We start from the raw sequence: 24460 nt of genomic DNA, 5'->3' as shown, positions 1-24460 counted from the left end.
TGCCGTCAAAGTCGCGCTTTGACGGCATTGTCATTTCTGGAGTTAAGCATGAAGCGAGAGCAGGTGCGGGAGCGCCATGCAGAGGGTCATATCTCTGCCACCCACGTGATTCAGAACCCGGCAAATCCGGGGGAGTGGATCGTGTTTTTCAAGAAAAGCGCCGGGCGCAGTTTTTTCCTGGTGGATGACAACGATGAAGTCGAGTCCTTCAGTCGCCTCGACGATTTGATCGAGACCGTGCGCGGGCTCGGGATCAAATTTGCCGAAATCCACATGTAGCTACTTGCAGACCACTACCACGCTGCGATTTTTGTAGTTGCCGACGTCGACGCCCAGGGTCTTGTCGCTTTCCTGGGGCGACGGTGTGCCGTCGGTACCGACAATCCGATAGCCGGTGCCGGCGCAAGAGGCATCGGCTTTTTCGTAGCAGGTGGCCCAGGAATTGGCCTCGCCGGAGCAATCGATGGTCAGCCCCTGTTCACCATTGTCCAGGTAGGTTTTTTCAGCCGAGGCACAGCCCGCCAAGGCCAGAACTGCAAACAGCGCCAGTATCGTTTTCATGAAATCAGTCATCGGGAGGGGAAGGGCTGGCGCGAGGGTATAGCGAATGGCCATTTCGGTACAGATAAACCAAACCCATCACCGAGTCCCCGTTCAATGCTCGAACGGCATTTGCCGGGGCCGGTCCTGGTCATTTCTTGCGGCGGGGGCTCCGGGCTGGCGCTGCTTCACGGGGCGCGGTCGGGGCAGAGCGGTCGTCCTGGAACACCGCAGCCACTTCCACCGCCATCGCCTTGCTGGGCAATGGGCCGGCGACCTGTTCGCCGTGGTAATTGACTATCCACCACTGACCGTCCTCGTCCTGGCTGACCGAATAACCGTTTGCGTTTTGTGCTGCCGACATATAACTGCCTCGTTGGCGGAATCAAGACGGCCATGATACGTCAAATGCACGCAAACGGCGCTCATGGGCGTAGAGTGGGACCGCTCGATCCGTCGAACCGGAAGGCGATTGAACTATTCGCCGGTTTATTTCTCTATGATGGCATCGGTTAGCCAGTGCGGGGCATTGTAAGGTGCTCGCCGCCTGATTAGACTGCGCCGAAACTCGAACACACAGCCCTTTCAAGGACTTATATGATCAAGAAATGCTTGTTCCCAGCAGCCGGTTACGGTACTCGCTTCCTGCCAGCGACTAAAGCCATGCCCAAAGAAATGCTGCCGGTGGTAAACAAGCCACTGATCCAGTACGGCGTCGAAGAAGCACTGGACGCCGGGTTGACCGAAATCTCCATCGTTACCGGTCGCGGCAAGCGCGCCCTGGAAGACCACTTCGACATCAGCTACGAGCTGGAAAACCAGATCAAGGGCACCGACAAAGAGAAATACCTGGTCGGTATCCGCAAGCTGCTCGACAACTGCTCCTTCTCCTACACTCGCCAGACCGAAATGAAAGGCCTGGGCCACGCGATTCTGACTGGCCGTCCGCTGATCGGCGACGAACCGTTCGCCGTGGTACTGGCGGATGACTTGTGCGTAAACCTGGAAGGCGACGGCGTACTGACCCAGATGGTCAAGCTGTACAAGCAGTTCCGCTGCTCGATCGTGGCCATTCAGGAAGTCGATCCGCAAGAAACTCACAAGTACGGCGTGATTGCCGGTGAGATGATTCGCGACGACATCTACCGCGTTCACAGCATGGTTGAAAAACCAAAGCCTGAAGATGCGCCGTCGAACCTGGCGATCATCGGTCGTTACATCCTGACCCCGGACATCTTCGACCTGATCGAACAAACCGAGCCAGGCAAGGGCGGCGAAATCCAGATCACCGACGCCCTGATGAAGCAGGCGCAAAACGGCTGCGTCATGGCCTACAAGTTCAAAGGCAAGCGTTTCGACTGTGGTGGCGCCGAAGGCTACATCGACGCAACCAACTTCTGCTTCGAGAACTTCTACAAGACTGGCAAGGCTTACTGATAGCGCCTGAGCTGCTTGTATTGAAAAGCCACCTTCGGGTGGCTTTTTCATTTTCCGGCCCCAAATAGTTTGCAGCGCTTGCCCAAAGGCCGCCCGCAGGTATGCTGGTGACCTGCCAAGGAGATAGAAATGGCCTACGATTTTGACTTATATGTGATTGGCGCCGGTTCCGGCGGTGTACGGGCTGCGCGGTTTGCGGCCGGTTTTGGTGCGAAAGTCGCCGTGGCCGAGAGCCGCTACCTGGGCGGTACGTGTGTGAACGTCGGCTGCGTGCCGAAAAAATTGCTGGTCTACGGCGCGCACTTCGCGGAAGACTTCGAGCAGTCGCAAGGCTTCGGCTGGGCCCCGGGTGAGGCGAAGTTCGACTGGGCGACGCTGATCGCCAACAAGGATCGCGAGATCAATCGCCTGAACGGCATCTACCGCAACCTGCTGGTCAACAGCGGTGTGACCTTGCATGAAGGCCACGCGAAAATCGTCGATCCCCATACCGTTGAGTTCGATGGCGAACGCTACACCGCCAAAAACATTCTGATTGCTACCGGTGGCTGGCCGCAGATCCCGGAGATTCCGGGGCACGAGCACGCGATCAGTTCCAACCAGGCGTTCTTCCTTAAAGAGCTGCCAAAGCGCGTTCTGGTGGTTGGTGGTGGTTACATTGCGGTGGAGTTTGCCGGGATTTTCCACGGGCTGGGTGCCGAGACCACGTTGCTGTATCGCGGTGACCTGTTCCTGCGTGGCTTCGACGGTGCGGTGCGCAAGCATTTGCAGGAAGAGCTGACCAAACGCGGCATGGACCTGCAATTCAATGCCGACATCGAGCGCATCGACAAGCAAGCCGATGGCAGCCTGAAAGCTACACTCAAGGATGGTCGCGTACTGGAGGCAGACTGCGTGTTCTACGCCACCGGTCGGCGTCCGATGCTCGATAACCTGGGGCTGGAAAACACCGGCGTCAAACTCGACAAGAAAGGTTTTGTCGAGGTCGATGAGCAATATCAAACCGCAGAACCATCGATCCTGGCCCTGGGCGATGTAATCGGTCGAGTGCAATTGACGCCGGTCGCGCTGGCCGAAGGCATGGCCGTGGCGCGGCGTTTGTTCAAGCCCGAGCAATATCGCCCGGTGGATTACAAGATGATCCCGACCGCCGTCTTCAGTTTGCCGAACATTGGCACTGTCGGCCTGACTGAAGAAGAGGCGCGAGAGACCGGGCACGATGTGGTGATCTTCGAAAGCCGTTTCCGGCCGATGAAGCTGACCCTGACCGAGTGCCAGGAGCGCACTTTGATGAAGCTGGTAGTGGACGCCAAGACTGACAAGGTCTTGGGCTGCCACATGGTGGGTCCGGATGCCGGCGAGATTGTTCAGGGGTTGGCTATTGCGCTGAAAGCGGGCGCGACCAAGCGTGATTTCGACGAAACCATCGGCGTGCATCCGACCGCCGCCGAAGAGTTCGTCACCATGCGTACGCCGGTCGCGGGTTAATCGTCCTTACGCGAGGCTGATGCGTCTGGCCCTGTCGCAACGACAGCGGCCTGACGCACGCTTTCATCCAGGCTTGCCTGCAACTTGATCAGTTCAACTTCCAGCGCTTTGTTGATGTGCGACTGTTCATCGATGTTCTGCTTGAGTGACTGGCTTTCCAGCATGGCAATGCGCAAGCGTTCCTGGAGGAGGGTGCGTTCGCTGTCGATACGGTTGACCTGTTCCAGCAGTTGATCCTGTCGGCTATTGGTGTGCTTAAGTTGCTCTTGCGACAGGCTCAACTCGCGCAGCGTTCCGCGGTTTTCCGTCAGCAAGCGCTCGTTGTCGCGATGCAGTTGGGTGATTTCATCCTGACGAACCAGCGCGCTTTGCTGCGCTTGACGCAACTCCATCTGAATCTGCTGCACCTGACCTTCGTGACGGCGCTGTTCCTGCTCGCGCTGGTCTTTGACGGCGTTGCGGTAGTGTTCCAGTGCCTCGCGGGCGTGCAGGTGCTTTTCTTCCAAAGAACGGATCTGCTCGTCCTTGTCCTGCAAGCGTAATTCGAAATCTGCCAGCGCCTGGTTCAGCCCGGCGTTGCGGGTTTGCTCGCTTTGCAGCGTGGAGCGGGTGTCTTGCAGTTCTGCCGACTCCTGGGTCAGCGCCAGGCTTTGAATTTCGTATTGCTGGTGCAATTCGGTATTGGCCTCGCGGGCCTCATGCAGTTGGGTTTCCAGCTCTTTTCGTTGTTGCTCGAACTGTGCGCGTGCCTGATCGATGGGTTCTTGCGCCTGTTCTTTCAGGCGTTGCGCCAGACGCGACACCAGGCTTGTGAGCTCATCGTCAATAGGTTCGGAAGGCGCTTGCGCGGGCTCGGCGCCGTCATCGAGCTCCTTCATATAGCGATGGATTGTGGTTTTTGAACCGGTATTGCCCATCTCGATCCGCACCGCGTCGATGCTCGGGTGTTCGCCCCGGGCGAGGATTGCCGAGCGTGCCGCCTGCACCAGTGCCTTGTTTACGCCGCCACGTGCCATGTGTTCTCCTACGATTTGATACTGTGGTACGTACCACTAATATAAGCAATGTACCATGATATGAATAAAGTTTAAATTCGGTGATTCATCATGCGGGATATACTGGTATTACCCCGTGTGATGCGCTGTAATCCGGGTTTCGCCCGCCTGAGCGGTACGTTTTCGAGAACTGAGCCCATGACTGATCTGGATCGCTACCTGCAAGCCGCCACGCGCGACAACACCCGTCGCAGCTATCGCGCGGCCATCGAGCATTTCGAAGTCAGTTGGGGCGGGTTCCTGCCGGCGACCGGCGATAGCGTGGCGCGCTATCTCGTGGCACACGCAGGTGTGCTGTCGATCAATACCTTGAAGTTGCGCTTGTCGGCGTTGGCGCAATGGCACAACAGTCAGGGGTTCGCCGATCCCACCAAGGCACCTGTGGTGCGCAAAGTGTTCAAGGGCATTCGCGCGCTGCACCCGGCGCAGGAGAAACAGGCCGAGCCGTTGCAGCTTCAGCATCTGGAGCAAGTGGTGGCCTGGCTGGAGCAGGAAGCGCAAACCGCCAAGGCACAGGGCGATCAACCGGGATTGCTGCGGGCCCGGCGTGACACGGCGCTGATCCTGCTGGGCTTCTGGCGCGGTTTCCGTAGCGATGAGTTGTGCCGCGTGCAGATTGAACATGTGCGGGCCAGCGCCGGCTCAGGCATCACCCTCTACCTGCCTCGCAGCAAGAGCGACCGCGAGAACCTCGGCCAGACCTACCAGACGCCGGCATTGCAGCGCTTGTGTCCAGTGCAGGCCTATATCCAATGGATCACTGAAGCGGCATTGGTCCGCGGGCCGGTGTTCCGGGGTATCGACCGCTGGGGCCATTTGAGCGAGGAGGGCTTGCACGCCAATAGCGTGATTCCGTTATTGCGTCAGGCCCTGGAGCGCGCCGGTATTGCGGCCGAGCACTACACCAGTCACTCCTTGCGTCGTGGCTTTGCCACCTGGGCTCATCAGAGCGGTTGGGATTTGAAGTCGTTGATGAATTACGTGGGCTGGAAGGATATGAAGTCCGCCATGCGCTATGTTGAAGCCAGCCCGTTTCTCGGGATGACCCGTATCGCTGAAAAGCCGTTGGCGCCGTAGATCACGTTTTCTTCTATTAATACTGTCGGCTAATAGCGAAAACCAATCAGCAGCATCAGGTTTGCCAATGAGCCAACCGGCGATCGACTGGGTAGGATTCACCTCATCAACTTCTTAACCCCTGACGGAGAGTCATCGATGCCTATCATCAACAGCCAAGTTAAACCGTTCAAAGCTGACGCCTTTAAAAATGGCGACTTCGTAAAAGTGTCGGACGCTGACCTGAAAGGCAAGTGGTCTGTCGTGTTCTTCTACCCAGCTGACTTCACCTTCGTTTGCCCGACCGAGCTGGAAGACCTGGCTGACAACTACGCCGAGTTCCAGAAACTGGGCGTCGAAATCTACAGCGTTTCCACCGATACCCACTTTGCCCACGCTGCCTGGCACAACACTTCGCCAGCGATCGGCAAAATCCAGTACACCATGATCGGCGACCCGACTCACGCTATCTCCCGCAACTTCGACGTGTTGATCGAAGAAGCAGGTCTGGCTGACCGTGGCACCTTCGTGATCAACCCTGAAGGCCAGGTCAAAATCGTTGAACTCAACGACGGCGGTGTAGGTCGTGACGCTTCCGAGCTGCTGCGCAAAATCAAGGCTGCTCAGTACGTTGCTGCTCACCCAGGCCAGGTTTGCCCAGCCAAGTGGAAAGAAGGCGAGGCCACTCTGGCTCCGTCCCTGGACCTGGTCGGCAAGATCTAAGTCTGTGACGCGCTTCATCAGGGCGGCACTCCGCACCTCCTAAGTAAGCTGCACCGCCCTTAAAAAACGCCCGGGCGAGATTCGCTCGGGCGTTTTTTGTTGACTTCTTTTTATCAAATACATGGAAATCGCCCGTATGTTGGACGCCAATCTTAAAGCCCAGTTGAAATCGTACCTGGAACGGGTCACCCAGCCGATCGAGATCGTTGCCTCCCTCGACGACGGTGCGAAATCCCAGGAAATGCTCGCATTACTCAAAGACGTTGCCAGTCTTTCCACCCAGATTACGTTGCTCGACAACGGTAACGATGCGCGTAAACCATCGTTCTCGATCAACCGCCCAGGGGCCGATATCAGCCTGCGTTTCGCCGGTATCCCGATGGGCCACGAATTCACTTCGCTGGTGCTGGCCCTGCTGCAAGTCGGTGGCCACCCTTCGAAGGCCAGTATCGAGGTGATCGAGCAGATCCGCTCGATCAAAGGCGAGTTCAACTTCGAGACTTACTTTTCGCTGTCCTGCCAGAACTGCCCGGACGTGGTCCAGGCATTGAACCTGATGGCTGTACTGAACCCGAACATTCGCCACGTCGCCATCGACGGCGCGCTGTTTCAGGCTGAAGTCGACGAGCGCCAGATCATGGCCGTGCCAAGCATTTACCTGAACGGCGTCAACTTCGGCCAGGGCCGCATGGGCCTGGAAGAGATACTCGCCAAGATCGACACCAGTGGCATCGAGCGCCAGGCCGAGAAAATCAGCGCCAAAGAAGCCTTTGACGTACTGGTCGTCGGCGGTGGCCCGGCCGGTGCTTCGGCGGCGATCTACGCTGCTCGTAAAGGCATTCGCACCGGTGTGGCGGCTGAACGTTTTGGTGGCCAAGTGCTCGACACCATGGCCATCGAGAACTTCATCTCGGTGCAGGAAACTGAAGGGCCGAAACTGGCCGTGGCGCTGGAAGAACACGTCAAGCAGTACGACGTGGACATCATGAATCTGCAACGCGCCGACAAGCTGGTGCCGGGCAAAAATGGCGAACTGCACGAAATCCATTTCGCCAGCGGCGCCTCTTTGAAAGCCAAGACCGTGATTTTGGCGACCGGCGCCCGGTGGCGTGAAATGAACGTTCCCGGTGAGCAGCAATACCGCAACAAGGGCGTGGCGTACTGCCCGCACTGTGACGGTCCGCTGTTCAAAGGCAAGCGTGTGGCGGTGATTGGTGGTGGTAACTCCGGCGTCGAAGCGGCCATCGACCTGGCCGGTATCGTGTCCCACGTGACCCTGCTGGAGTTCGACGTACAACTGCGCGCCGACGCGGTGTTGCAGCGCAAGTTGCATAGCCTGCCGAACGTCACCGTGATCACCAGTGCGCAAACCACTGAAGTGACCGGCGACGGTCAAAAGGTCAACGGTCTGCGCTACAAGGATCGTCAGTCGGACGAGTTGCGCACTGTCGAGTTGGAAGGGATCTTTGTGCAGATCGGTCTGTTGCCTAACACCGATTGGCTCAAAGGCACCATCGAGCTGTCGCCACGCGGCGAGATCATCGTTGATGCCCGCGGTGAAACGTCGATGCCCGGCGTGTTCGCGGCCGGTGACGTGACCACCGTGCCGTACAAGCAGATCGTGATTGCGGTGGGTGAGGGCGCCAAGGCTTCCCTGAGCGCATTCGATCACTTGATCCGCACCTCGGCGCCTGCATAAACGCCGACGCTGAAAACACAAAACCCCATGAGCGATCATGGGGTTTTTTGTGTCTTGCACATTCCCAATTGTGGGAGCGGGCTTGCTCGCGAAGGCGACCTGTCAGCCAGCATCACTGGTGAATGACACACCGCTTTCGCGAGCAAGCCCGCTCCCACAGGGGATCTGTGGTGGGGCTTACATCGGTGCAGGCTGAATGATCTCGACCCAGTAACCATCCGGGTCCTTGATGAAGGCCAGGCTTTTCATGCGACCGTCGTTCAGGCGTTTCTGGAAATCGCACCCCAGCGCTTCGAAGCGTTCGCACGCGGCGCGAATGTCCGGCACCGAAATGCAGATATGGCCGAAGCCGCGTGGGTCAGTATTGCCGTTGTGATAAGCGAAATCCGCGTCATTCTCGGTGCCGTGGTTGTGGGTCAGCTCGAGAATGCCGGGGATCGATTTCATCCACTCGGTGCGGGCTGCGGCATCGGCCGGGATCTGGTTTTTATCGACCAGCGCCAGGAAATACAGGCTGAACTCGGCTTCCGGGAAATCACGCTTTTCCACCAGCGAGAACCCCAGGACGCGGGTGTAGAAATCCAGCGACTGGGTAATGTCCTTGACCCGCAGCATGGTGTGATTGAAGACGAACTTCTGGGTAGCGGTGTCGGGTTGGGCGGTCACACCGGGAAATGTATTGAGTTCGTGCAGGCTCATGGGCCCTCCGGAAAATAAGTGGGGCTAGAGGCGTTGAGAACGCCCCCCTAATGCTCACAATGATACGCAAGGGCCCCAGCATCGCCAAACCAAAACCGCAGGCTTGCCTGACAGCCAGGTGAGGCTCAGACTTTACGGCTCAATTCGTGAGTATTCATTGCAATGACCCGATTCTGTCAATCGATGTTGGTCCTGATGTGTCTGCTTTCAGGTATTACCCCCGCTTATGCAGAGGCTCCGGTCATGACTTGGCCAAGTGGATGGACCGTCGAAGTCGTTCCGCAAGACGAGGCCAAACCGCAGGTGTCCCGGCAGCGCGCAGTAAAAAACGATCAGGAGGGTACGCCGGTGATGGTGATGGAGCTGACCATGACTCAAGTGGAAAGTGGTCACCAGGTGAACCTGGAAGGTGTGTTGCTGGAAATGCGCAAGTCGGTGCAAAAGGACTTTTTTCAGAGTGGGTATCAGAGCGTTTGCACTAAAATTCACCCGACTACCTTGAGCCGGCTATCGGCGCTGGAAACTACCTGTACGATTACGCAGAATGGTCGACATATGCTGTCTCAAACATTGGTCGCTGCGGTAGATGCCGATAAGGCCTATGTTCTTTCCTATGCGGGGCAGGCAGAGGTTTATAAGGCAAGTCAGGACGACATAACGGCTGCTCGAAACAGCTTGAAACTTTAGTTTGAGGTTTGCGTATCAGTAGATTTCAGCGTGTTCGGCATTTTTTAGATAGCCAAAGGGATTAAGCATAAAGTTGGACGATATGTAACAAATTGATCGGCGACTATCGTTGCATTTAGACGCTACCCAAGAAAAAAGCCCTGCATTGGCAGGGCTTTTTTATGATCGCGAGTGCTTAGCCACGCAGCCAGGAATCCACGGTGGCGGCACCGTATTGTTCCTTCCAGGCTTTCAGGCCGCGGTGGTTGCCGCCCTTGGTTTCAATCAGTTCACCAGTGTGCGGGTTCTGATAGACCTTGACCACGCGAGCGCGGCGGGTTTTAGGCGCTGCTGCCTGCTGCAGGCCGGATTTCGCCGGGTTCGGATCGAGGATGGCGATGATGTCGCGCAAGCTCTTGCCGTAGGTTTTCATCAGCCCCTGGAGCTTTTCTTCGAATTCGATTTCTTTCTTGAGCCCGGCATCGTTTTTCAGCGATTCCAACTGCTTGAGCTGTTCTTGAAGGGCCTTTTCAGCTGCACGGAATTCAGCGAGTCTGGACAATATCTTTACTCCAATAGTGTGTTTGGCTGATACCAACCGCAAACAAAGCTATAAGCCAAGAGCCTTGAAGCGACTCGGTGATAATGGCTCACCTGCCAGTTCTGCACAGGTATGAAAAATTGTAGTAGTTAATTGGCCAAGAGTAAATCCTGACTTTTTCTTCATGTAACAAGAGTAGTCTTTTGATTCAATTTGGTGCGTATCATCATGATCTCGGTGCTTAAAGTGGTTAGTTAATGATCACTTAATGCTCTAATGAAGTCTGCGCCGGGCATCGGCCGACCAAACAGATAACCTTGCAGAAAGTTCACGCCGTGGGCGGTCAGATAGTCACTTTGTTCTAGGGTTTCCACGCCTTCGGCGACGATACCCAGATCGAGTTTGGCCGAGAGCTCAATGATGCTGTCCAGAATGTGCCGGGAGAGGGCGTCGACACCGATCATGGCGACAAAGCTCTGGTCGATTTTCAGGAAATCCACATTGAATTGACGCAAATAACCCAGGCTTGAGTGACCCGTGCCGAAGTCATCGATCGCGATCATCACGCCCATTTCGTGAAGCTGTTCGAACAATTGCAGGGTGATGGCTGTCGGCTCGATGAGTTCGCGTTCGGTCAGTTCCAGTACCAGGTTGATGCTGCCCGGGGCGAAAGCGCTGAGGAATTCACGGCAGTCTTCGACCAGCTCCAGATCCCGGCAGTGATTGGCGGTGATGTTGATACCGATGTGAAACGGGCCATCGAACGACGCCGACAAGGGTGCCAGCAGTGCGGAGGTCTGTCGCATCAAGGAGCGAGTCATCGGCACGATCAACCCGGTATGTTCGGCAAACGGGATGAACAGATCAGGGCGAACCAGGCCTTCCTTGGGGTGTTGCCAACGCATCAATACTTCGGCGCCGGACCACTGCTTATTGTCGCCATGCACCACGGGCTGAAAGTAAGGGATGAACTCTGCTGCCTCCAACGCACGCTGCATTTCACGACTAGGCGACGTCGAACGCTTCTGCAGGACATGCCCGATCGAGCCTGACACCACACCAAAGAACATCAACAGACTGAACAGCGGCGGGTACTCATTGCGCATGTAACGCCAGGTTTCTCCTTCGGGGAAACCGGCGGCCACGGTAAAGGCATAACGCGAGGACGTCAGCGTATTTTGCGCCACGGGCAAGGCGGGCAGGGCATCGTCGTGGACCTTGCCGTCGGCCGACAACCAGTGGGGGCCGACTTGCAGCAACAATAATGTTTTGCGACCGATCAGACGCAGCACGTTACTCAGGTGATAACCGTCCAGTGTGGTCAATGCGCCCTGGTTTCCTTCGCTCAGCCGATACACCAACAACGCAGTATTGGGCGTGACCGGGTTGCCGTTCATGAGCCATAGCTTGCCTTGGGTGTAATCGCCGGGATTGATCTTTTCCTGATATTCACCGAACAACGAACTGCAATAGAGGTTGGTGTTCCATACAAGATTGGTCGAGCGCACGAACGGCCGGCGGGTGACTTGTTCGCGCAAGGCTAGTTTGACGTCGTTGCAGTTCTGGCCGGCCAGCGGCAACAGCTCTTGCGCCGCTTGCGCCGTGTTGTCGAGCATCAGCTCGAATTGGCGAACGGCTTCTTCGCCAGTCAGTTCGGTACTTTGCTTGAGTGTACGTTCAGCCTGTAGATAGAGAATGGCGACTCCCAGCAACACCGGAAGCAATCCGCTCAAAACAGTCACAACGATCCGGGTGCCACGCTTGCGGCGGCTTATGACGTTCAGTGGCATTCGCAAATCCATCGCGATAAAAGAGGGCTCTCAAAGGCTGGCAGGGCGACACGCCTCCCAGAAGAGTTCAGCCATGATAGTTGGCCGATGGCGCTTATGCCGCTCAACGTTCATTCAGGCTTGAGGCCAGTTTGATGAAGGCCAGTGTCGCAGGTGATGACTGACGCTGATCGAGCACCGCCAGCCCGACCTGGCGGCTGACCGGCGGCGACAGCGGTTTTTTCACGTAACGGTTGTCGTTGTCGTCAGGCAAAGAGCCTTCGGCGACAACGGTCAGGGCATCGCCACGGCCTACGGTGTCCAGCGTGCTGAGCAACTGCGAGCAGCGATACCGAATGTTCGGCGTCAACCGCGCCGCATTAAATAAGCGCGAGACCAACTCCGAAGAGCCGGCTTCGGTCAGCACAAAAGGGTCGTGGCATAAATCGCTCAAGCTCAAACTGTCGCGACTGGCCAGCGCATGGTCGGCAGGTAACAGCGCGACCATCTGGTCTTCGACCAGCCTGAAAGTGTCGAAACGCTCCAGGGGCAACACCACGAAGCCGATATCAATACGCCGTTCTTCCAGCCACTGGATCACCTGGCGATCGGGACCTTCGTCGATGTGAACCTCGATGCCCGGGTGGGCGGCGCGGTAATGCTGCAGGATTCTCGGCAGCAGTTTGATCGATGAAGTCGGACCGAACGAGCCAATGCGCAGGGTGCCGCGTTTCATTCCGCGGGCATCCGCCGCTTCCTGGCGCAAGGTGTTCGCCAGGCCGAGCATCGCCCGAGCGCGCAATAATAGCTGTTGGCCGATGTCACTCAGCTCGACCTGGGACTGATGCCGGCGCAGCAGTTCAACGCCCAATTCCTGTTCCAGCGACTTGAGCGCGTGGGACACCGCGGATTGGGAAATCTCCAAACGATGGGCCGCCGCCGTGAAGCCGCGCAGTTCGGCCACCAACGAGAAAATCTCGAGTTGCGTGAGGGTCATGAGTATTTACTCATTTTACGATGATCTGGGATTAGTCGAATGATACGCCATGTGCCCGATTTCTGATGGTGGAGACTTATGACGACGTGTGAACAGACCCTGGCGAGTTCCTCGGATGTACCGGTTTATCTGAAACTGGCAGCGGTCACCATGATCTGGGGCGGGACGTTCGTCGCCGGGCGATTTCTGGCCGACAGCCTCAGTCCGTTATTGGCCGCGAGCCTGCGGTTCTTGCTGGCGAGCGTGGCGTTGCTGCTGTTTCTGTTGCTGGCGCGCGTGCCTTTGGTGCGCCCCAGCCCTCGGCAATGGATGCAACTGACGCTGCTGGGTTTTTTCGGAATCTATTTCTACAACCTGTGTTTCTTTTACGGACTGCATTACATCAACGCGTCACGGGCGTCCTTGATCGTGGCCCTAAATCCGGCGGTGATCGGCCTGGCGTCGTGGCTGCTGTTCAAGGAACGACTGAGCGGGTCGAAAGTGGCGGGTATCGCGATCTGCATTGCCGGCGCCAGTCTGGTGATTGTCAGCCGCAATCCGCAATTGCTGGCCGGTGGTACTGATGCCTGGATCGGCGATCTGTTGATCTTCGGCTGCGTGCTCGGTTGGGGCATTTATTCGCTGTTTTCCAAAGGCCTGAATCAGACGCTGGGGCCGGTGCAGACGGTGACGTACTCGATTTTGCTGGGCACGCTGATGCTCTGGGTGACCAGTGCCGTGCGTGGTGAGCTGAGTATCGCGGCGCTGGCCGAACTCGGCACGCAACAATGGTTGAGCCTGATGTACCTGGGCGTGCTGGGGTCGGCATTGGCTTATATTGGTTATTACGACGGTATCCGCAAAATCGGTGCGACACGTTCAGGTGTGTTCATCGCCTTGAACCCGCTGACCGCCGTTCTGTTTGGCGCGTTGTTGCTGGGCGAGCAATTGACCTTGGTGATGTGCTTGGGCGGCGGGCTGATCCTGGCGGGGATTTTTCTGTGCAACAAACCGCTTGCACAGGCTGCGAAAAGGGGGATTTTATAAGAAGGATGGACAACTGATTTACGCTGTGTAGAATCGGGTTACGCATATAAGAATAATCGTCTTCTGGCAGCAGAAGCCTCGCCCGTAATAGCCTTGGGTCGACAATGAAGATATTTGGGTTTCAATTGATCTACGGTGACTTCCTCGCCCGCAGCGTGCGGGGCATCTCCTGTGCGCCACCCGCCGATCTCAGCATTGCTAGCAACTAACGATCCGTTAATTGATAAGAAATGATGAGGCGCCACAATGGCAGATTTATACGAAAACCCAATGGGCCTGATGGGCTTTGAGTTCATCGAATTCGCATCGCCGACCCCTAACACCCTGGAGCCGATCTTCGAGATCATGGGCTTCAGCAAGGTCGCGACCCACCGTTCCAAAGACGTGCACCTGTATCGTCAGGGCGCGATCAACCTGATCCTCAACAACGAACCCAACAGCGTGGCATCGTACTTTGCGGCCGAGCATGGCCCGTCGGTATGTGGCATGGCGTTTCGCGTCAAGGATTCGCAAAAGGCCTACAAGCGTGCCCTGGAACTCGGCGCCCAACCGATCCACATCGAAACCGGCCCGATGGAACTGCATCTGCCAGCGATCAAAGGCATCGGCGGCGCGCCGCTGTACCTGATCGACCGTTTCGGCGAAGGCAGTTCGATCTACGACATCGACTTCGTGTTTATCGAAGGCGTTGACCGCAACCCGGTCGGGGCCGGCCTGAAGATCATCGATCACCTGACCCACAACGTGTATCGCGGTCGCATGGCTTACTGGGCCAACTTCTACGAGAAACTGTTCAACTTCCGTGAAATCCGTTACTTCGATATAAAAGGTGAATACACCGGCCTGACCTCCAAGGCCATGACTGCCCCGGATGGCATGATCCGTATCCCGCTGAACGAAGAGTCATCCAAGGGCGCCGGGCAGATCGAAGAGTTCCTGATGCAGTTCAACGGTGAGGGCATCCAGCACGTGGCCTTCCTCAGTGATGACCTGATCAAGACCTGGGATCACTTGAAAAGCATCGGCATGCGCTTCATGACGCCGCCGCCAGACACCTACTACGAAATGCTAGAAGGCCGTTTGCCGAACCACGGCGAGCCGGTCAACGAATTGCAAGCGCGGGGCATTTTGCTGGACGGTTCGTCCGAGTCGGGCGACAAGCGCCTGCTGCTGCAGATCTTCTCGGAAACCCTGATGGGCCCGGTGTTCTTCGAATTCATCCAGCGTAAAGGCGACGATGGTTTCGGCGAGGGCAACTTCAAGGCACTGTTCGAATCCATCGAGCGTGATCAGGTTCGTCGGGGTGTACTCTCCACCGATTAAGCCGTTTCAGATGTAAGAAAGCCCGGTCAGCAGTAATGCTGGCCGGGCTTTTTTTTGGACAATTACATCGGCCGGCGTCGTTGCCGCACCAGATGCTTGAACCCTTCAAACACCAACACCAACACCGCCAACCAGATCGGAATATAAGTCAGCCATTCGCCGGCCTTGATACTTTCCCCCAGCAGCAAGGCAACGCCGAGCAACAGCACCGGCTCAACGTAACTCAACAACCCGAACAGGCTGAACGGCAGCAGCCGACTGGCAATGATGTAGACCACCAGCGCCGAAGCGCTGATCACGCCGAGCAGCGGAATCAGCAGCGACAGCCACGGATACTGGTCGAAGACGCCAAAGCCTTGTTCACCACCCTGCACGAACCAGAACGCCACCGGCAGCATCAACGCCATGTCCAGCCAGAGCCCGCCAAGGTTGTCCGTGGCCAGGCGTTTGCGCAGGATGAAATAGATCGGATAGCCGACCACCACCAGCAAGGTCGCCCAGGAAAAACCGCCGACCTGATACAGCTCGTTGAGCACGCCGAGGCTGGCGAAGAACACGGCTATTTTCTGCAGATAGGAAAGACGCTCGCCATAGGCGATTCGTCCGGTCAGGACCATGGACAGCGGCAACAGGAAATACCCCAGCGATACGTCGAGGCTATAACCGTTGAGCGGTGCCCACATGAACAACCAGAGTTGCAGGCCCAGCAGCACTGCAGATCCAATCAGGCCGACAATCAGCTTCGGCTTGCCAGCCAGCCGCCGAACAATCTCGACCACGCGTTTCCATTCACCGGACACCACCATGAACACAGTCATGCACGGCGCGGTCAGCAGCATTCGCCAACCGAAGATCTCCACGCCGCTCAAAGGTGAGAGCAACGAAGTGTAGTAATACATGACGGCAAACAGCACCGAGGCCGAAACCGATAAAGCGATACCTTTAGACAAACTGCCCTCGCGTGACATTGATTGAGCGTGAAGCGGGCGCAGAGGATACGTGGTTTTCGAAGCGAATATTGTCCGAACGATCAACACCCAACGAGTGTGGCAGAAGCACAGGCAAATGGTGGATGCAAAACCGCCATCGCGAGCAGGCTCGCTCCCACAGTTGGCCGGTGTTGTACTCAATGTTTGCGGTCCACACAAAATCCCTGTGGGAGCGGGCTTGCTCGCGAAAGCTGTCTACCAGCCAATATCAATGTTGAATGTGAAACCGTCTTCGCGAGCAAGCCCGCTCCCACATTTTGATCGATGCCGTACACATTATTTGCGGTCGACACAGAACCCTGTGGGAGCGAGCCTGCTCGCGATTAATCTCAAGCCGTGCGCGGTTTACGCCCCGACACAAAGTGGCTCACGTCATTGAACCCTGGCGTCGATGCATGCCCCGGTGTCACCAGCGAATCGATAAACGCTTCATCTTCCGCCGTGATCTTCACCGCCTGCGCCTTGGTGTACGCATCCCACTGTTCCTCAGTCCGAGGCCCGACGATGGCCGAAGTCACCGCGCCATTGTTCAGCACCCAGGCAATCGCGAACTCGACGATGCCCACGCCACGGCCCTGAGTGTATTCCTGGATCTGCTGGGCAATGCGCAGCGACTCAACCCGCCATTCGGTTTCCAGGATGCGTTTGTCCTGACGCCCCGCGCGGCTGTTGGCGTCTGGCGTCACGTCGGGCGCGTACTTGCCGCTGAGCACACCGCGAGCCAGCGGGCTGTAAGGCACCACACCCAGGCCATAGTTTTGCGTGGCGGTGATCTGCTCGGTTTCCGCCTGACGGTTGACGATGTTGTACAGCGGCTGGCTGATAACCGGTCTGTCGACACCAAGTTTGTCGGCCACACGAATCACTTCAGCGATGCGCCAGCCACGGTAGTTCGACAGGCCCCAGTAGCGGATCTTGCCCTGGCGGATCAAATCGCCAATAGCCGACACCGTGACTTCCAGCGGCGTGTCGTGGTCTTCGCGGTGCAGGTAATAGATGTCCAGATAATCGGTGCCCAACCGCGTCAGGCTGGCGTCGATGCCGTTGAACAGATGCTTGCGGCTCAGGCCGGTGCGGTTCGGCACACCGTCCACCGGGCCGTAACCGACTTTGGTGGCGAGCACCCATTCGTGGCGGTTGCCGGCAATCGCTTCGCCGACGATCTCTTCGGAGCGGCCGTTGGTGTACACGTCCGCGGTGTCGATGAAATTGATGCCCTGGTCCCAGGCCTTGTCGATGATTCGCAAGGAATCTTCGGTGCTGGTCTGTTCGCCGAACATCATGGTGCCCAATGTAAGGGTCGATACCTGTAAACCCGAATGACCCAGCGTGCGATAGCTCATGACGAAATCCTTTTACCGGTCAGAAAGCCCTAATCAAATACCAGAACCCTGACTGGGAGCAATCGGAATATTGACTCAGTCCCCCTGTGGGAGCGGGCTTGCTCGCGAAGAGGGCGTGTCAGTCGACATTGATTTTGCCTGACACACCGCTTTCGCGAGCAAGCCCGCTCCCACATTGAGTCGGTGGCAATAAACAGCAATGTTTAAATGGCGTCGATGGATGCTCTCGGAGGCTACACATCCTTGCGCCGTTGCCTACGACTACGCCAGAATCCGCCGGCTAGTGCGCCTTGAGCCGGAGCTATATCGTTTCCCTGTCGCTGAATTACAGCGATCGGGTTTGGTAGCCCGGTTACCTGTCGCATAACGCAACGTAATGCAGAGATTTTTTTCGTCTTCTGTTTTATGGCGGTCATGCGTAGGGCGTCCTCGGATGCGCCGGGTTTTTGCACCAGGTAACCGGTCTACCAACCTGCGTATGGCCGCCACCCTTCGTTTGGTAGCGAGGGTGATGGCTCCTTAATGTCTTACCTGGAGCTTCTTCTATGTTCAAACCAACACCCAACCCGCCGGAATCAGATCCGACATCCCCCTACGAATCCCTCGATTCGAAAAAACTCCACGAAGCCGCCGACCGGGCCCTCGATCATTACCTCAAGCCACCCAAAGAACCTGCCCGAAAACCCAGCAAGATGTTCATCGTTGCGCCCGATGTCGATTCGGAAAGCCTGCTGGCCCACGCCTGCGAATCCATGAAATCGGCGAGCGTGATGCTCAGTGATTTCGCCACATTGGTGGGCGAACCCTATCGCAGCACGATGCTTGGGATTCAACAGGTCGTGATGAACGGTGAACTGGCGGTCAATCGAGTGCTGGATAATCTCGATCCGCAGGGCTAGTACACATCTGTGGTTCGGAGCTTGACTGTGGCGAGGGGGCTTGCCCCCGTTGGGTTGCGCAGCGACCCCAAAACCATTCAACCCGGGTGCATCAGATAAACCGCATTCGCTGGTTTTACGACTGCTTCGCAGCCGAACGGGGGCAAGCCCCCTCGCCACAACAGCATCTGTGCGCTCATGAAATGAGAAACGGCCCTTTCGGGCCGTTTTTGTTTTCGCAGAACCTTAAACCCGCAACGTCCGCGTCATGCGCAACGCCAGCAAACTCCCACAAACAATCACACTCGCCAGCAGATACAGCGCCGCATCGGTCGACCCGGTGCTGTCCTTGACCCAACCCACCAGGTACGGGCTAAGAAAACCCGCCATCTGCCCCATGGAGTTGATCAACGCCAACCCACCGGCAGCCGCACCCGCGCTCAGCATTGCGGTCGGCACCGGCCAGAACATCGGCAGGCCGGTGAGGGCGCCCATGGTGGCGATGGTCAGGCCGAGGATGGCGATGGCCGGGTTGGCGGCGAAGTTCACCGCGATCAACAGACCCACCGCGCCCATCAGCATCGGCACCACCAAGTGCCAGCGGCGTTCTTTGCGCAAGTCCGCCGAACGACCGACCATCAACATGAACACCGCCGCCAGCAGGTACGGAATCGCACTGAGCCAACCAATCACCAGGTTATCGCTGAAACCGAGGTTCTTGATGATCGATGGCAGCCAGAAGTTGATCGCGTAGACACCGCTCTGGATGCAGAAATAAATCAGGCCGAAGGCCCAGATCGCCGGGTTCTTGAACACCGCCAACAGTGAATCAGTAGCGGTTTTCGGTTTGCTGGCCAGGTCTTCAGCGTGATCGGCCTCTAGTACCGACCGCTCGTAAGGGGTCAGCCATTTGGCGTTGGCGTAACTGTCGCTGAGCAGGAAGTAGGCGAGGGCGCCGAGGATAACGGTCGGAATACCTTGCAGCAGGAACATCCACTGCCAGCCGGCCAAACCGGCCTGGCCCGCGCCGAAGTGGTTGAGGATCCAGCCGGAAAACGGACTGCCGAGCAGGCCGGACACCGGGATCGCCGACATGAACAGCGCCATGATGCGACCACGACGGAACGTCGGGAACCATTGCGAAAGGTAAAGCACCACGCCCGGGAAGAACCCGGCTTCCGCCGCACCGGTAAACAGGCGCAGGGTGTAGAACTCGGTCGGTGTGGTGACGAACAACAGGCAAGTCGACAGCGTGCCCCAAGTGATCATCATCAGTGCGATCCAGCGTCGCGGGCCGAATTTGGACAGGGCCAGGTTGCTCGGTACGCCGCAGAGTACGTAGCCGATGAAGAAAATCCCGGCGCCGAGTCCGTACACGGTTTCGCTGAATTTCAGTGCGTCGAGCATCTGCAGTTTGGCAAACCCGACGTTCACCCGGTCGAGGTAATTGAACAGGTAGCAGATGAAGATGAAGGGGATCAAACGCAGGGTAATGCGTTTGTAGACGGCGTTTTTGTCGTCAGCGGTGGCCAGGGTAGCTGCGGCGCTCTGTGACATGGCGGGCTCTCTCTTTATTATGATTTTTTGCGACGCAAGGGTAACGTTGATCGCCCAGTGAGTCTCGGCCACCCCTTGGGTGGTTGTCTTTGTGCCTGAGCACAGGGTTTGCGACCAAGGCCTGTGCGGGTGAACAACCCGTTCCATCACGTTTTCAAGGAATCGCGCTATGTTCGAACTCGATCACGACCTGGCCCAGGACATCGTCGACCGGGCGATGGCCATCCTGCCGTACAACGTCAATGTCATGGACAGTCAGGGGCTGATTCTCGGCAGCGGCGAACCGGAGCGCATCAACACCCGCCACGAAGGCGCGCAATTGGTGTTGGCCAACGGGCGCGTGGTGGAGATCGACGCGCAGACCGCGATTCATCTCAAAGGTGTGCAACCGGGGATCAACCTGCCGCTGTTGCTCGATCAGCGTTTGATTGGGGTGCTGGGCATCACCGGCGAGCCTGAACAATTGCGCACCTACGCCGAACTGGTGCGCATGACCGCCGAGATGTTGGTGGGTCAGCGCAATCAGCAGGCCGAGCAGCAATGGCGGCGCCAGCGTTGCGATGATCTGTTGGCGCTGCTGCTCAGCGAGGCGGGGGATTCGCCGCGGTTGCTGGATGAAGCGCAGCAACTGGGGCTTAAACCGCAGTTGACGCGAGTGCCGTACCTGTTCGAGTTGGGTATGGAGCACGGCCCGGGCCAGACCATCGAAGCGCTCAGTGCCTGGCTGATGTCGCGCTACCCGGACAGTTGGTGCGTGAGCTCGGCCAAGTCTTCGTTGCTCTGGTGTCGACCGGCGACACCTGCAATCGAGAACGAGCGGCTGCTGGAGAAGCTCGATGGCCTGGGCTGGAATATTTTGCGCATTGCCGTGGGCGGGCAGGCTGATGGATTGTCGGGGTTGCGGCGCTGCTATCGACGCGTCGGTGATTTGCTCGCCTATGGACGCGATGTGTTGCCGAATTCGCGCTTGCTGACGCTGAACCGTTATCGATTGCCGGTGATGCTCTGGCGGCACCGCAATGACGATGCGCTGGATGAACTGCTGCGGCCGCTGCGCAAAGTCATCGCCAAGGATGGCAATGGCCAGCTGCTGGCGACCTTGCGCAGTTGGTGCGAACACGACGGCCAGAGCCAGGCCTGCGCCGATGCCTTGGGTATCCATCGCAACAGTTTGCGCTATCGCATGGAGCGGATCGCCGAACTCAGCGGCGTCGATCCGCTAAAGCTGGATGGGATGCTCGCACTCTACCTCGGCGTCCAGCTCCTCCCCCAGACAGACGCCAACCCGTGAATCACACAAATCACTGTGGGAGCGGGCTTGCTCGCGAAGACGGCGGCACAGTAAACATTGATGTTGCCTGACCCACCGCTTTCGCGAGCAAGCCCGCTCCCACAGTGATTTATGGTGGGGCACAGATTTGTGAACGACGCTGCTCCCGCCGGGTTTTGTGGAAATGAACAATAATCCTCTTGGGCGCTTGTGCAGCGGACCGGCGTTATTGTTCATGGCGGCTGGCAGCATGGACGCATTGGAACTGGAGAATTCGCATGAAAATCGTCATCGCCCCCGATTCGTTCAAGGACAGTCTGAGTGCCCAAGGTGTGGCCGAGGCCATTGCGCTGGGGTTGGCGGAAGTCTGGCCGGATGCACAATTGCTCAAGTGCCCGATGGCTGACGGCGGAGAAGGCACGGTCGAGTCGATTCTGGCCGCGTGCGACGGCGAACTGCGCCGCACCCATGTTCGCGGGCCGCTGGGCGCCACGGTCGTTGCCGCCTGGGGCTGGTTGCCACAGAGCCACACGGCGATCATCGAAATGGCCGAGGCCAGTGGTTTGCAACTGGTTCCGCCAAACCTGCGCGATGCCTGCACCAGCAGCACCTACGGCACCGGTGAATTGATCCGAGCCGCACTGGATGCCGGCGCGCGACGGGTGATACTGGCGATTGGCGGCAGCGCCACCAACGACGGCGGCGCCGGAGCGATGCAGGCTTTGGGTGTGAAGCTGCTGGACGCTCAGGGCCAAACTCTGGTGCCGGGCGGTCTGGCCCTGGCGCAACTGGCCCGCCTCGATCTGAGTGAGATCGATCCACGCCTGGCCAAGGTGCGCTTCGACATCGCCGCCGACGTTAATAACCCGCTGTGCGGCCCTCACGGTGCCTCAGCGATTTTCGGCCCGCAGAAAGGTGCGTCGCCCGAGCAAGTCGAGCAACTGGACCTCGCCCTTGGCCACTTTGCCGAACTCTGCGCGCAAGCGCTGGACAAAGACGTGCGCGACGAACCGGGCAGCGGCGCGGCGGGCGGCTTGGGGTTTGCCGCCAAGGCGTTTCTCGGTGCGCAATTTCAGGCCGGGGTGGAAGTGGTCGCCGAATTGGTGGAGCTGGCCGAGGCGGTCAAAGGCGCCGACCTGGTGATCACCGGTGAAGGTCGTTTCGATGCCCAGACGTTGCGCGGCAAAACTCCGTTTGGCGTGGCGCGCATTGCACGCCAGCACGGCGTGCCGGTCATCGTCATCGCCGGGACCTTGGGCGAGGGGTACCAGGCGTTGTACGAGCATGGCATCGAGGCGGCCTTTGCCTTGGCCAGCGGACCGATGACATTGGAGCAGGCCTGCGCCGAAGCGCCGCGCTTGCTGCGCGAACGCGCCCGTGATATTGCGCGGGTGTGGCGGGTGGCGGCCCGCAAGGCCTGACCAATGCCCGTCAGTTAAACGCAATCCATGTGGGAGCGGGCTTGCTCGCGAAAGCGGTGTGTCAGGCAACATCATTGTTGACTGTGCCGCCGCCTTCGCGAGCAAGCCCGCTCCCACAGGTTCTGCATTTAAGCTAACGAGTGTTTCACCACTGAAACACTCCTGCCTCCCTCGAAAAATATTTCTCCAACCCCTGCAACAAACCTCAACCCCGGCCGATACAACGTATAGGCGCACACAAACCAACTACAACAGTGGCGCCAAACTGCAAGGTGCCCGCGCCATCGCCCGCCCGAACAGTGATCACCGCAAGGATGCTCGCCGCCTCAATTACCGAGATCATCCTATGTCACTGCGTAATCTGAAAATCGCGCCTCGAGCTTTCCTGGGTTTCGCCTTCATTGCCTTGCTGGTGATCGTGCTGGGTGTGTTTGCCGTCAACCGCATGTCGATCATCCGCCAGGCCTCTGTCGATATGGAAAGGACGCAGTTACCTAGCATCGGGTTTCTGGGCAACTTGACGGAAAACGTCCTGCGGATGCGGATTCTCTCGTTCCGGGTGCTGGTCAACCGTGATCCGGCGGCGTTGCAGGAGGCTCAGACCCGCATCGGCGTGCTCGTCGATAAGGCGCGCAGCGCCCAAGCCAGTTATGCCGCCTTGCCGGCCAACCCTGAAGAAGCCGCGCTGTACAACACCTTCGCGACAACCCTCGACAATTACCTGCAAGCACAGAGCCAGATGCTGGACCTGTCGCAGCAGAACAAACTGGAGGAGATGCGCGCCCTGATCAATACGCGGATCAAGGAAGGCACCGATCAGATGGGCGAGCAACTGAACAAACTGGTGGCACTCAACGCCGCCGATGCCAAAGCCGCGTCGGCCAAGGCGGGCGAGCACTACAGCGAAGCCTTTATCGGCATCGTGACGGTGGCGGTGATGGCTTCGTTGCTGACCGTGCTGCTGGCCTGGCTGCTGACCCGCAGCATTCTCACGCCGCTGAACCGTGCGGTGCTCGCCGCCGAAACCATTGCCGGCGGCAACTTGAGCAAGGTTATCGAGGTCGACGGCAACGACGAACCGGCGCGGTTGCTCGGCGCCTTGGCCGCCATGCAGAGCAACCTGCGCAAAACCATCGAACAGATCGCCGGCTCCGCGACGCAACTGGGCGCCGCCGCGGAAGAACTCAGCACCGTGACACAAGAAGCGTCCCGCGGCCTGCAACAGCAAAACAACGAAATCGAACAGGCGGCCACCGCCGTCAACGAAATGACTGCCGCCGTGGAAGAAGTGGCGCGCAACGCGGTGTCGACGTCCGAAGCCTCGAACCAGTCGACCCAAGCGGCCCGCGAAGGTCGTGACCGGGTGGTGGAAACCGTCGACGCGATCCAGACCATGACCCACGACGTGCAAAACACCGCGTTGATGATCGAGGGCCTGGCGGCTCAGGGCCGCGACATCGGCAAAGTGCTGGACGTGATCCGCGCCATTGCCGAGCAAACCAACCTGCTGGCCCTCAACGCCGCGATTGAAGCGGCCCGTGCCGGGGAAGCCGGGCGAGGCTTCGCGGTGGTGGCGGACGAGGTCCGGGCGCTGGCTCATCGCACCGCACAGTCGACCCAGGAAATCGAGAAAATGGTCGCCGGCATCCAGAACGGCACCGGCGAAGCGGTCTCGTCGATGCAACAAAGCAATCAGCGCACCCAAAGCACCTTGGAGATGGCTCGCGCTGCAGGTATCGCTCTGGAACAGATCACTCAATCGATTCAACTGATCAACGAACGCAACCTGGTGATCGCCAGCGCCTCGGAAGAACAGGCTCAGGTGTCCCGTGAAGTCGACCGCAACCTGGTGAACATTCGCGACCTGGCCACTCAGTCCGCCGCCGGTGCCAACCAGACCAGTGCCGCCACCCACGAATTGTCGCGATTGGCGGTTGATTTGAACGCGATGGTGGCGCGTTTCGTGATTTGAGATAGGGTTGA

Annotated in this window: 23 protein-coding genes; 13 read left to right on the top strand and 10 right to left on the bottom strand. The window is 58.2% G+C overall.

Going from position 1 to position 24460, the window contains the following annotated elements; translation table 11 throughout:
* The first annotated feature begins 48 nt into the window (after positions 1-48).
* Positions 49-279 carry a hypothetical protein gene (locus AB7M29_RS19070; RefSeq protein WP_007935641.1) on the top strand — a complete coding sequence of 77 codons (231 nt, stop codon included), beginning with the start codon at positions 49-51 and terminating at the stop codon, positions 277-279.
* Here AB7M29_RS19070 and AB7M29_RS19065 read toward each other — a convergent pair whose 3' ends face one another.
* Positions 280-561 (bottom strand): hypothetical protein, encoded by a 282-nt coding sequence (locus AB7M29_RS19065; RefSeq protein ID WP_095053888.1) that lies wholly within the window; start codon positions 559-561, stop codon positions 280-282. It lies immediately after the preceding gene.
* Positions 562-691: 130 nt separating this feature from the next.
* Entirely contained in the window at positions 692-904 is a 213-nt protein-coding gene (locus tag AB7M29_RS19060) for a hypothetical protein (protein WP_217855922.1), read from the bottom strand.
* A gap of 233 nt (positions 905-1137) precedes the next feature.
* On the opposite strand from AB7M29_RS19060, the gene galU reads away from it, so the two are divergent.
* Positions 1138-1977 (top strand): UTP--glucose-1-phosphate uridylyltransferase GalU, encoded by an 840-nt coding sequence (gene galU / locus AB7M29_RS19055; protein ID WP_010460715.1) that lies wholly within the window; start codon positions 1138-1140, stop codon positions 1975-1977.
* 129 nt (positions 1978-2106) lie between these two features.
* On the top strand, positions 2107-3465 hold the full coding sequence (gene gorA / locus AB7M29_RS19050; RefSeq protein ID WP_454247549.1) for a glutathione-disulfide reductase: 1359 nt from the start codon (positions 2107-2109) through the stop codon (positions 3463-3465).
* On the opposite strand, the gene AB7M29_RS19045 is transcribed toward gorA, so the two are convergent.
* The gene (locus AB7M29_RS19045; RefSeq protein WP_454247548.1) at positions 3462-4481 is read right to left on the bottom strand and encodes a DNA-binding protein; all 1020 of its coding nucleotides are present in this window, start codon (positions 4479-4481) and stop codon (positions 3462-3464) included. The two genes, gorA and AB7M29_RS19045, sit on opposite strands and share 4 nt — an antisense overlap.
* Positions 4482-4658: 177 nt before the next feature.
* Between AB7M29_RS19045 and AB7M29_RS19040 the strand changes: the two genes are divergently transcribed.
* From AB7M29_RS19040 to ahpF, 3 genes are all read left to right on the top strand, one after another.
* Positions 4659-5597 carry a site-specific integrase gene (locus tag AB7M29_RS19040; RefSeq protein WP_217855916.1) on the top strand — a complete coding sequence of 313 codons (939 nt, stop codon included), beginning with the start codon at positions 4659-4661 and terminating at the stop codon, positions 5595-5597.
* 138 nt (positions 5598-5735) lie between these two features.
* Positions 5736-6299 (top strand): alkyl hydroperoxide reductase subunit C, encoded by a 564-nt coding sequence (ahpC, locus tag AB7M29_RS19035; protein WP_007900047.1) that lies wholly within the window; start codon positions 5736-5738, stop codon positions 6297-6299.
* A 136-nt stretch (positions 6300-6435) separates the two neighbouring features.
* A complete protein-coding gene (gene ahpF / locus AB7M29_RS19030; protein WP_454247547.1) occupies positions 6436-7998 on the top strand; it encodes an alkyl hydroperoxide reductase subunit F in 1563 nt (520 codons plus the stop codon).
* Between the two features lie 177 nt (positions 7999-8175).
* Here the strand turns inward: ahpF and gloA are convergent, their stop codons facing one another.
* Positions 8176-8697: a lactoylglutathione lyase gene (gene gloA / locus AB7M29_RS19025; RefSeq protein WP_030131431.1), complete on the bottom strand. Its 522-nt coding sequence runs from the start codon at positions 8695-8697 to the stop codon at positions 8176-8178.
* 183 nt (positions 8698-8880) lie between these two features.
* Between gloA and AB7M29_RS19020 the strand changes: the two genes are divergently transcribed.
* A complete protein-coding gene (locus AB7M29_RS19020; protein ID WP_437180790.1) occupies positions 8881-9384 on the top strand; it encodes a DUF4946 domain-containing protein in 504 nt (167 codons plus the stop codon).
* A gap of 175 nt (positions 9385-9559) precedes the next feature.
* Here the strand turns inward: AB7M29_RS19020 and AB7M29_RS19015 are convergent, their stop codons facing one another.
* The 3 genes from AB7M29_RS19015 to AB7M29_RS19005 form a co-directional block, all read right to left on the bottom strand.
* Complete coding sequence (locus AB7M29_RS19015) at positions 9560-9925, bottom strand: histone-like nucleoid-structuring protein, MvaT/MvaU family (protein ID WP_008075430.1); 366 nt, start codon at positions 9923-9925, stop codon at positions 9560-9562.
* 233 nt (positions 9926-10158) lie between these two features.
* Positions 10159-11694, bottom strand: a complete 1536-nt coding sequence (locus AB7M29_RS19010; protein WP_454247546.1) for an EAL domain-containing protein — start codon at positions 11692-11694, stop codon at positions 10159-10161.
* Positions 11695-11797: 103 nt separating this feature from the next.
* Positions 11798-12670, bottom strand: a complete 873-nt coding sequence (locus tag AB7M29_RS19005; RefSeq protein ID WP_217855910.1) for a LysR family transcriptional regulator — start codon at positions 12668-12670, stop codon at positions 11798-11800.
* A 78-nt stretch (positions 12671-12748) separates the two neighbouring features.
* Here AB7M29_RS19005 and AB7M29_RS19000 point away from each other — a divergent pair, with 78 nt between their 5' ends.
* Positions 12749-13696 carry a DMT family transporter gene (locus AB7M29_RS19000; RefSeq protein ID WP_454247545.1) on the top strand — a complete coding sequence of 316 codons (948 nt, stop codon included), beginning with the start codon at positions 12749-12751 and terminating at the stop codon, positions 13694-13696.
* 246 nt (positions 13697-13942) lie between these two features.
* Positions 13943-15019 (top strand): 4-hydroxyphenylpyruvate dioxygenase, encoded by a 1077-nt coding sequence (gene hppD, locus AB7M29_RS18995; RefSeq protein ID WP_008012875.1) that lies wholly within the window; start codon positions 13943-13945, stop codon positions 15017-15019.
* Between the two features lie 62 nt (positions 15020-15081).
* Here the strand turns inward: hppD and rarD are convergent, their stop codons facing one another.
* Both rarD and AB7M29_RS18985 read right to left on the bottom strand, forming a co-directional pair.
* Positions 15082-15969, bottom strand: a complete 888-nt coding sequence (gene rarD / locus AB7M29_RS18990; protein ID WP_217855905.1) for an EamA family transporter RarD — start codon at positions 15967-15969, stop codon at positions 15082-15084.
* Positions 15970-16337: 368 nt separating this feature from the next.
* Complete coding sequence (locus AB7M29_RS18985; protein WP_454247544.1) at positions 16338-17351, bottom strand: aldo/keto reductase; 1014 nt, start codon at positions 17349-17351, stop codon at positions 16338-16340.
* Positions 17352-17896: 545 nt separating this feature from the next.
* On the opposite strand from AB7M29_RS18985, the gene AB7M29_RS18980 reads away from it, so the two are divergent.
* Positions 17897-18250 (top strand): DUF6124 family protein, encoded by a 354-nt coding sequence (locus AB7M29_RS18980; protein WP_217855901.1) that lies wholly within the window; start codon positions 17897-17899, stop codon positions 18248-18250.
* Between the two features lie 225 nt (positions 18251-18475).
* Here the strand turns inward: AB7M29_RS18980 and AB7M29_RS18975 are convergent, their stop codons facing one another.
* Positions 18476-19786 carry an MFS transporter gene (locus tag AB7M29_RS18975; RefSeq protein WP_454247543.1) on the bottom strand — a complete coding sequence of 437 codons (1311 nt, stop codon included), beginning with the start codon at positions 19784-19786 and terminating at the stop codon, positions 18476-18478.
* A gap of 169 nt (positions 19787-19955) precedes the next feature.
* Between AB7M29_RS18975 and AB7M29_RS18970 the strand changes: the two genes are divergently transcribed.
* The 3 genes from AB7M29_RS18970 (at position 19956) to AB7M29_RS18960 (ending at position 24449) form a co-directional block, all read left to right on the top strand.
* Positions 19956-21077, top strand: coding sequence for a sugar diacid recognition domain-containing protein (locus AB7M29_RS18970; RefSeq protein WP_454247542.1), 1122 nt, complete (start codon positions 19956-19958; stop codon positions 21075-21077).
* Positions 21078-21334: 257 nt separating this feature from the next.
* Entirely contained in the window at positions 21335-22477 is a 1143-nt protein-coding gene (locus AB7M29_RS18965; RefSeq protein ID WP_454247541.1) for a glycerate kinase, read from the top strand.
* Positions 22478-22823: 346 nt separating this feature from the next.
* Positions 22824-24449 (top strand): methyl-accepting chemotaxis protein, encoded by a 1626-nt coding sequence (locus AB7M29_RS18960; protein ID WP_217855893.1) that lies wholly within the window; start codon positions 22824-22826, stop codon positions 24447-24449.
* Positions 24450-24460 lie beyond the last annotated feature (11 nt).

The sequence above is a fragment of the Pseudomonas sp. F-14 TE3623 genome (assembly GCF_053629015.1).
The sequence above is the reverse complement of the archived record's forward strand: the minus strand, read 5'-3'. Positions and strand labels throughout refer to the sequence as shown.

Coding starts and splice junctions, on each gene's coding strand:
- AB7M29_RS19070 (WP_007935641.1), top strand. CDS start 49: ATGAAGCGAGAGCAGGTGCGGGAGCGCCATGCAGAGGGTCATATCTCT.
- AB7M29_RS19065 (WP_095053888.1), bottom strand. CDS start 561: ATGAAAACGATACTGGCGCTGTTTGCAGTTCTGGCCTTGGCGGGCTGT.
- AB7M29_RS19060 (WP_217855922.1), bottom strand. CDS start 904: ATGTCGGCAGCACAAAACGCAAACGGTTATTCGGTCAGCCAGGACGAG.
- galU (WP_010460715.1), top strand. CDS start 1,138: ATGATCAAGAAATGCTTGTTCCCAGCAGCCGGTTACGGTACTCGCTTC.
- gorA (WP_454247549.1), top strand. CDS start 2,107: ATGGCCTACGATTTTGACTTATATGTGATTGGCGCCGGTTCCGGCGGT.
- AB7M29_RS19045 (WP_454247548.1), bottom strand. CDS start 4,481: ATGGCACGTGGCGGCGTAAACAAGGCACTGGTGCAGGCGGCACGCTCG.
- AB7M29_RS19040 (WP_217855916.1), top strand. CDS start 4,659: ATGACTGATCTGGATCGCTACCTGCAAGCCGCCACGCGCGACAACACC.
- ahpC (WP_007900047.1), top strand. CDS start 5,736: ATGCCTATCATCAACAGCCAAGTTAAACCGTTCAAAGCTGACGCCTTT.
- ahpF (WP_454247547.1), top strand. CDS start 6,436: ATGTTGGACGCCAATCTTAAAGCCCAGTTGAAATCGTACCTGGAACGG.
- gloA (WP_030131431.1), bottom strand. CDS start 8,697: ATGAGCCTGCACGAACTCAATACATTTCCCGGTGTGACCGCCCAACCC.
- AB7M29_RS19020 (WP_437180790.1), top strand. CDS start 8,881: ATGTTGGTCCTGATGTGTCTGCTTTCAGGTATTACCCCCGCTTATGCA.
- AB7M29_RS19010 (WP_454247546.1), bottom strand. CDS start 11,694: ATGCCACTGAACGTCATAAGCCGCCGCAAGCGTGGCACCCGGATCGTT.
- AB7M29_RS19005 (WP_217855910.1), bottom strand. CDS start 12,670: ATGACCCTCACGCAACTCGAGATTTTCTCGTTGGTGGCCGAACTGCGC.
- AB7M29_RS19000 (WP_454247545.1), top strand. CDS start 12,749: ATGACGACGTGTGAACAGACCCTGGCGAGTTCCTCGGATGTACCGGTT.
- hppD (WP_008012875.1), top strand. CDS start 13,943: ATGGCAGATTTATACGAAAACCCAATGGGCCTGATGGGCTTTGAGTTC.
- AB7M29_RS18985 (WP_454247544.1), bottom strand. CDS start 17,351: ATGAGCTATCGCACGCTGGGTCATTCGGGTTTACAGGTATCGACCCTT.
- AB7M29_RS18980 (WP_217855901.1), top strand. CDS start 17,897: ATGTTCAAACCAACACCCAACCCGCCGGAATCAGATCCGACATCCCCC.
- AB7M29_RS18975 (WP_454247543.1), bottom strand. CDS start 19,786: ATGTCACAGAGCGCCGCAGCTACCCTGGCCACCGCTGACGACAAAAAC.
- AB7M29_RS18970 (WP_454247542.1), top strand. CDS start 19,956: ATGTTCGAACTCGATCACGACCTGGCCCAGGACATCGTCGACCGGGCG.
- AB7M29_RS18965 (WP_454247541.1), top strand. CDS start 21,335: ATGAAAATCGTCATCGCCCCCGATTCGTTCAAGGACAGTCTGAGTGCC.
- AB7M29_RS18960 (WP_217855893.1), top strand. CDS start 22,824: ATGTCACTGCGTAATCTGAAAATCGCGCCTCGAGCTTTCCTGGGTTTC.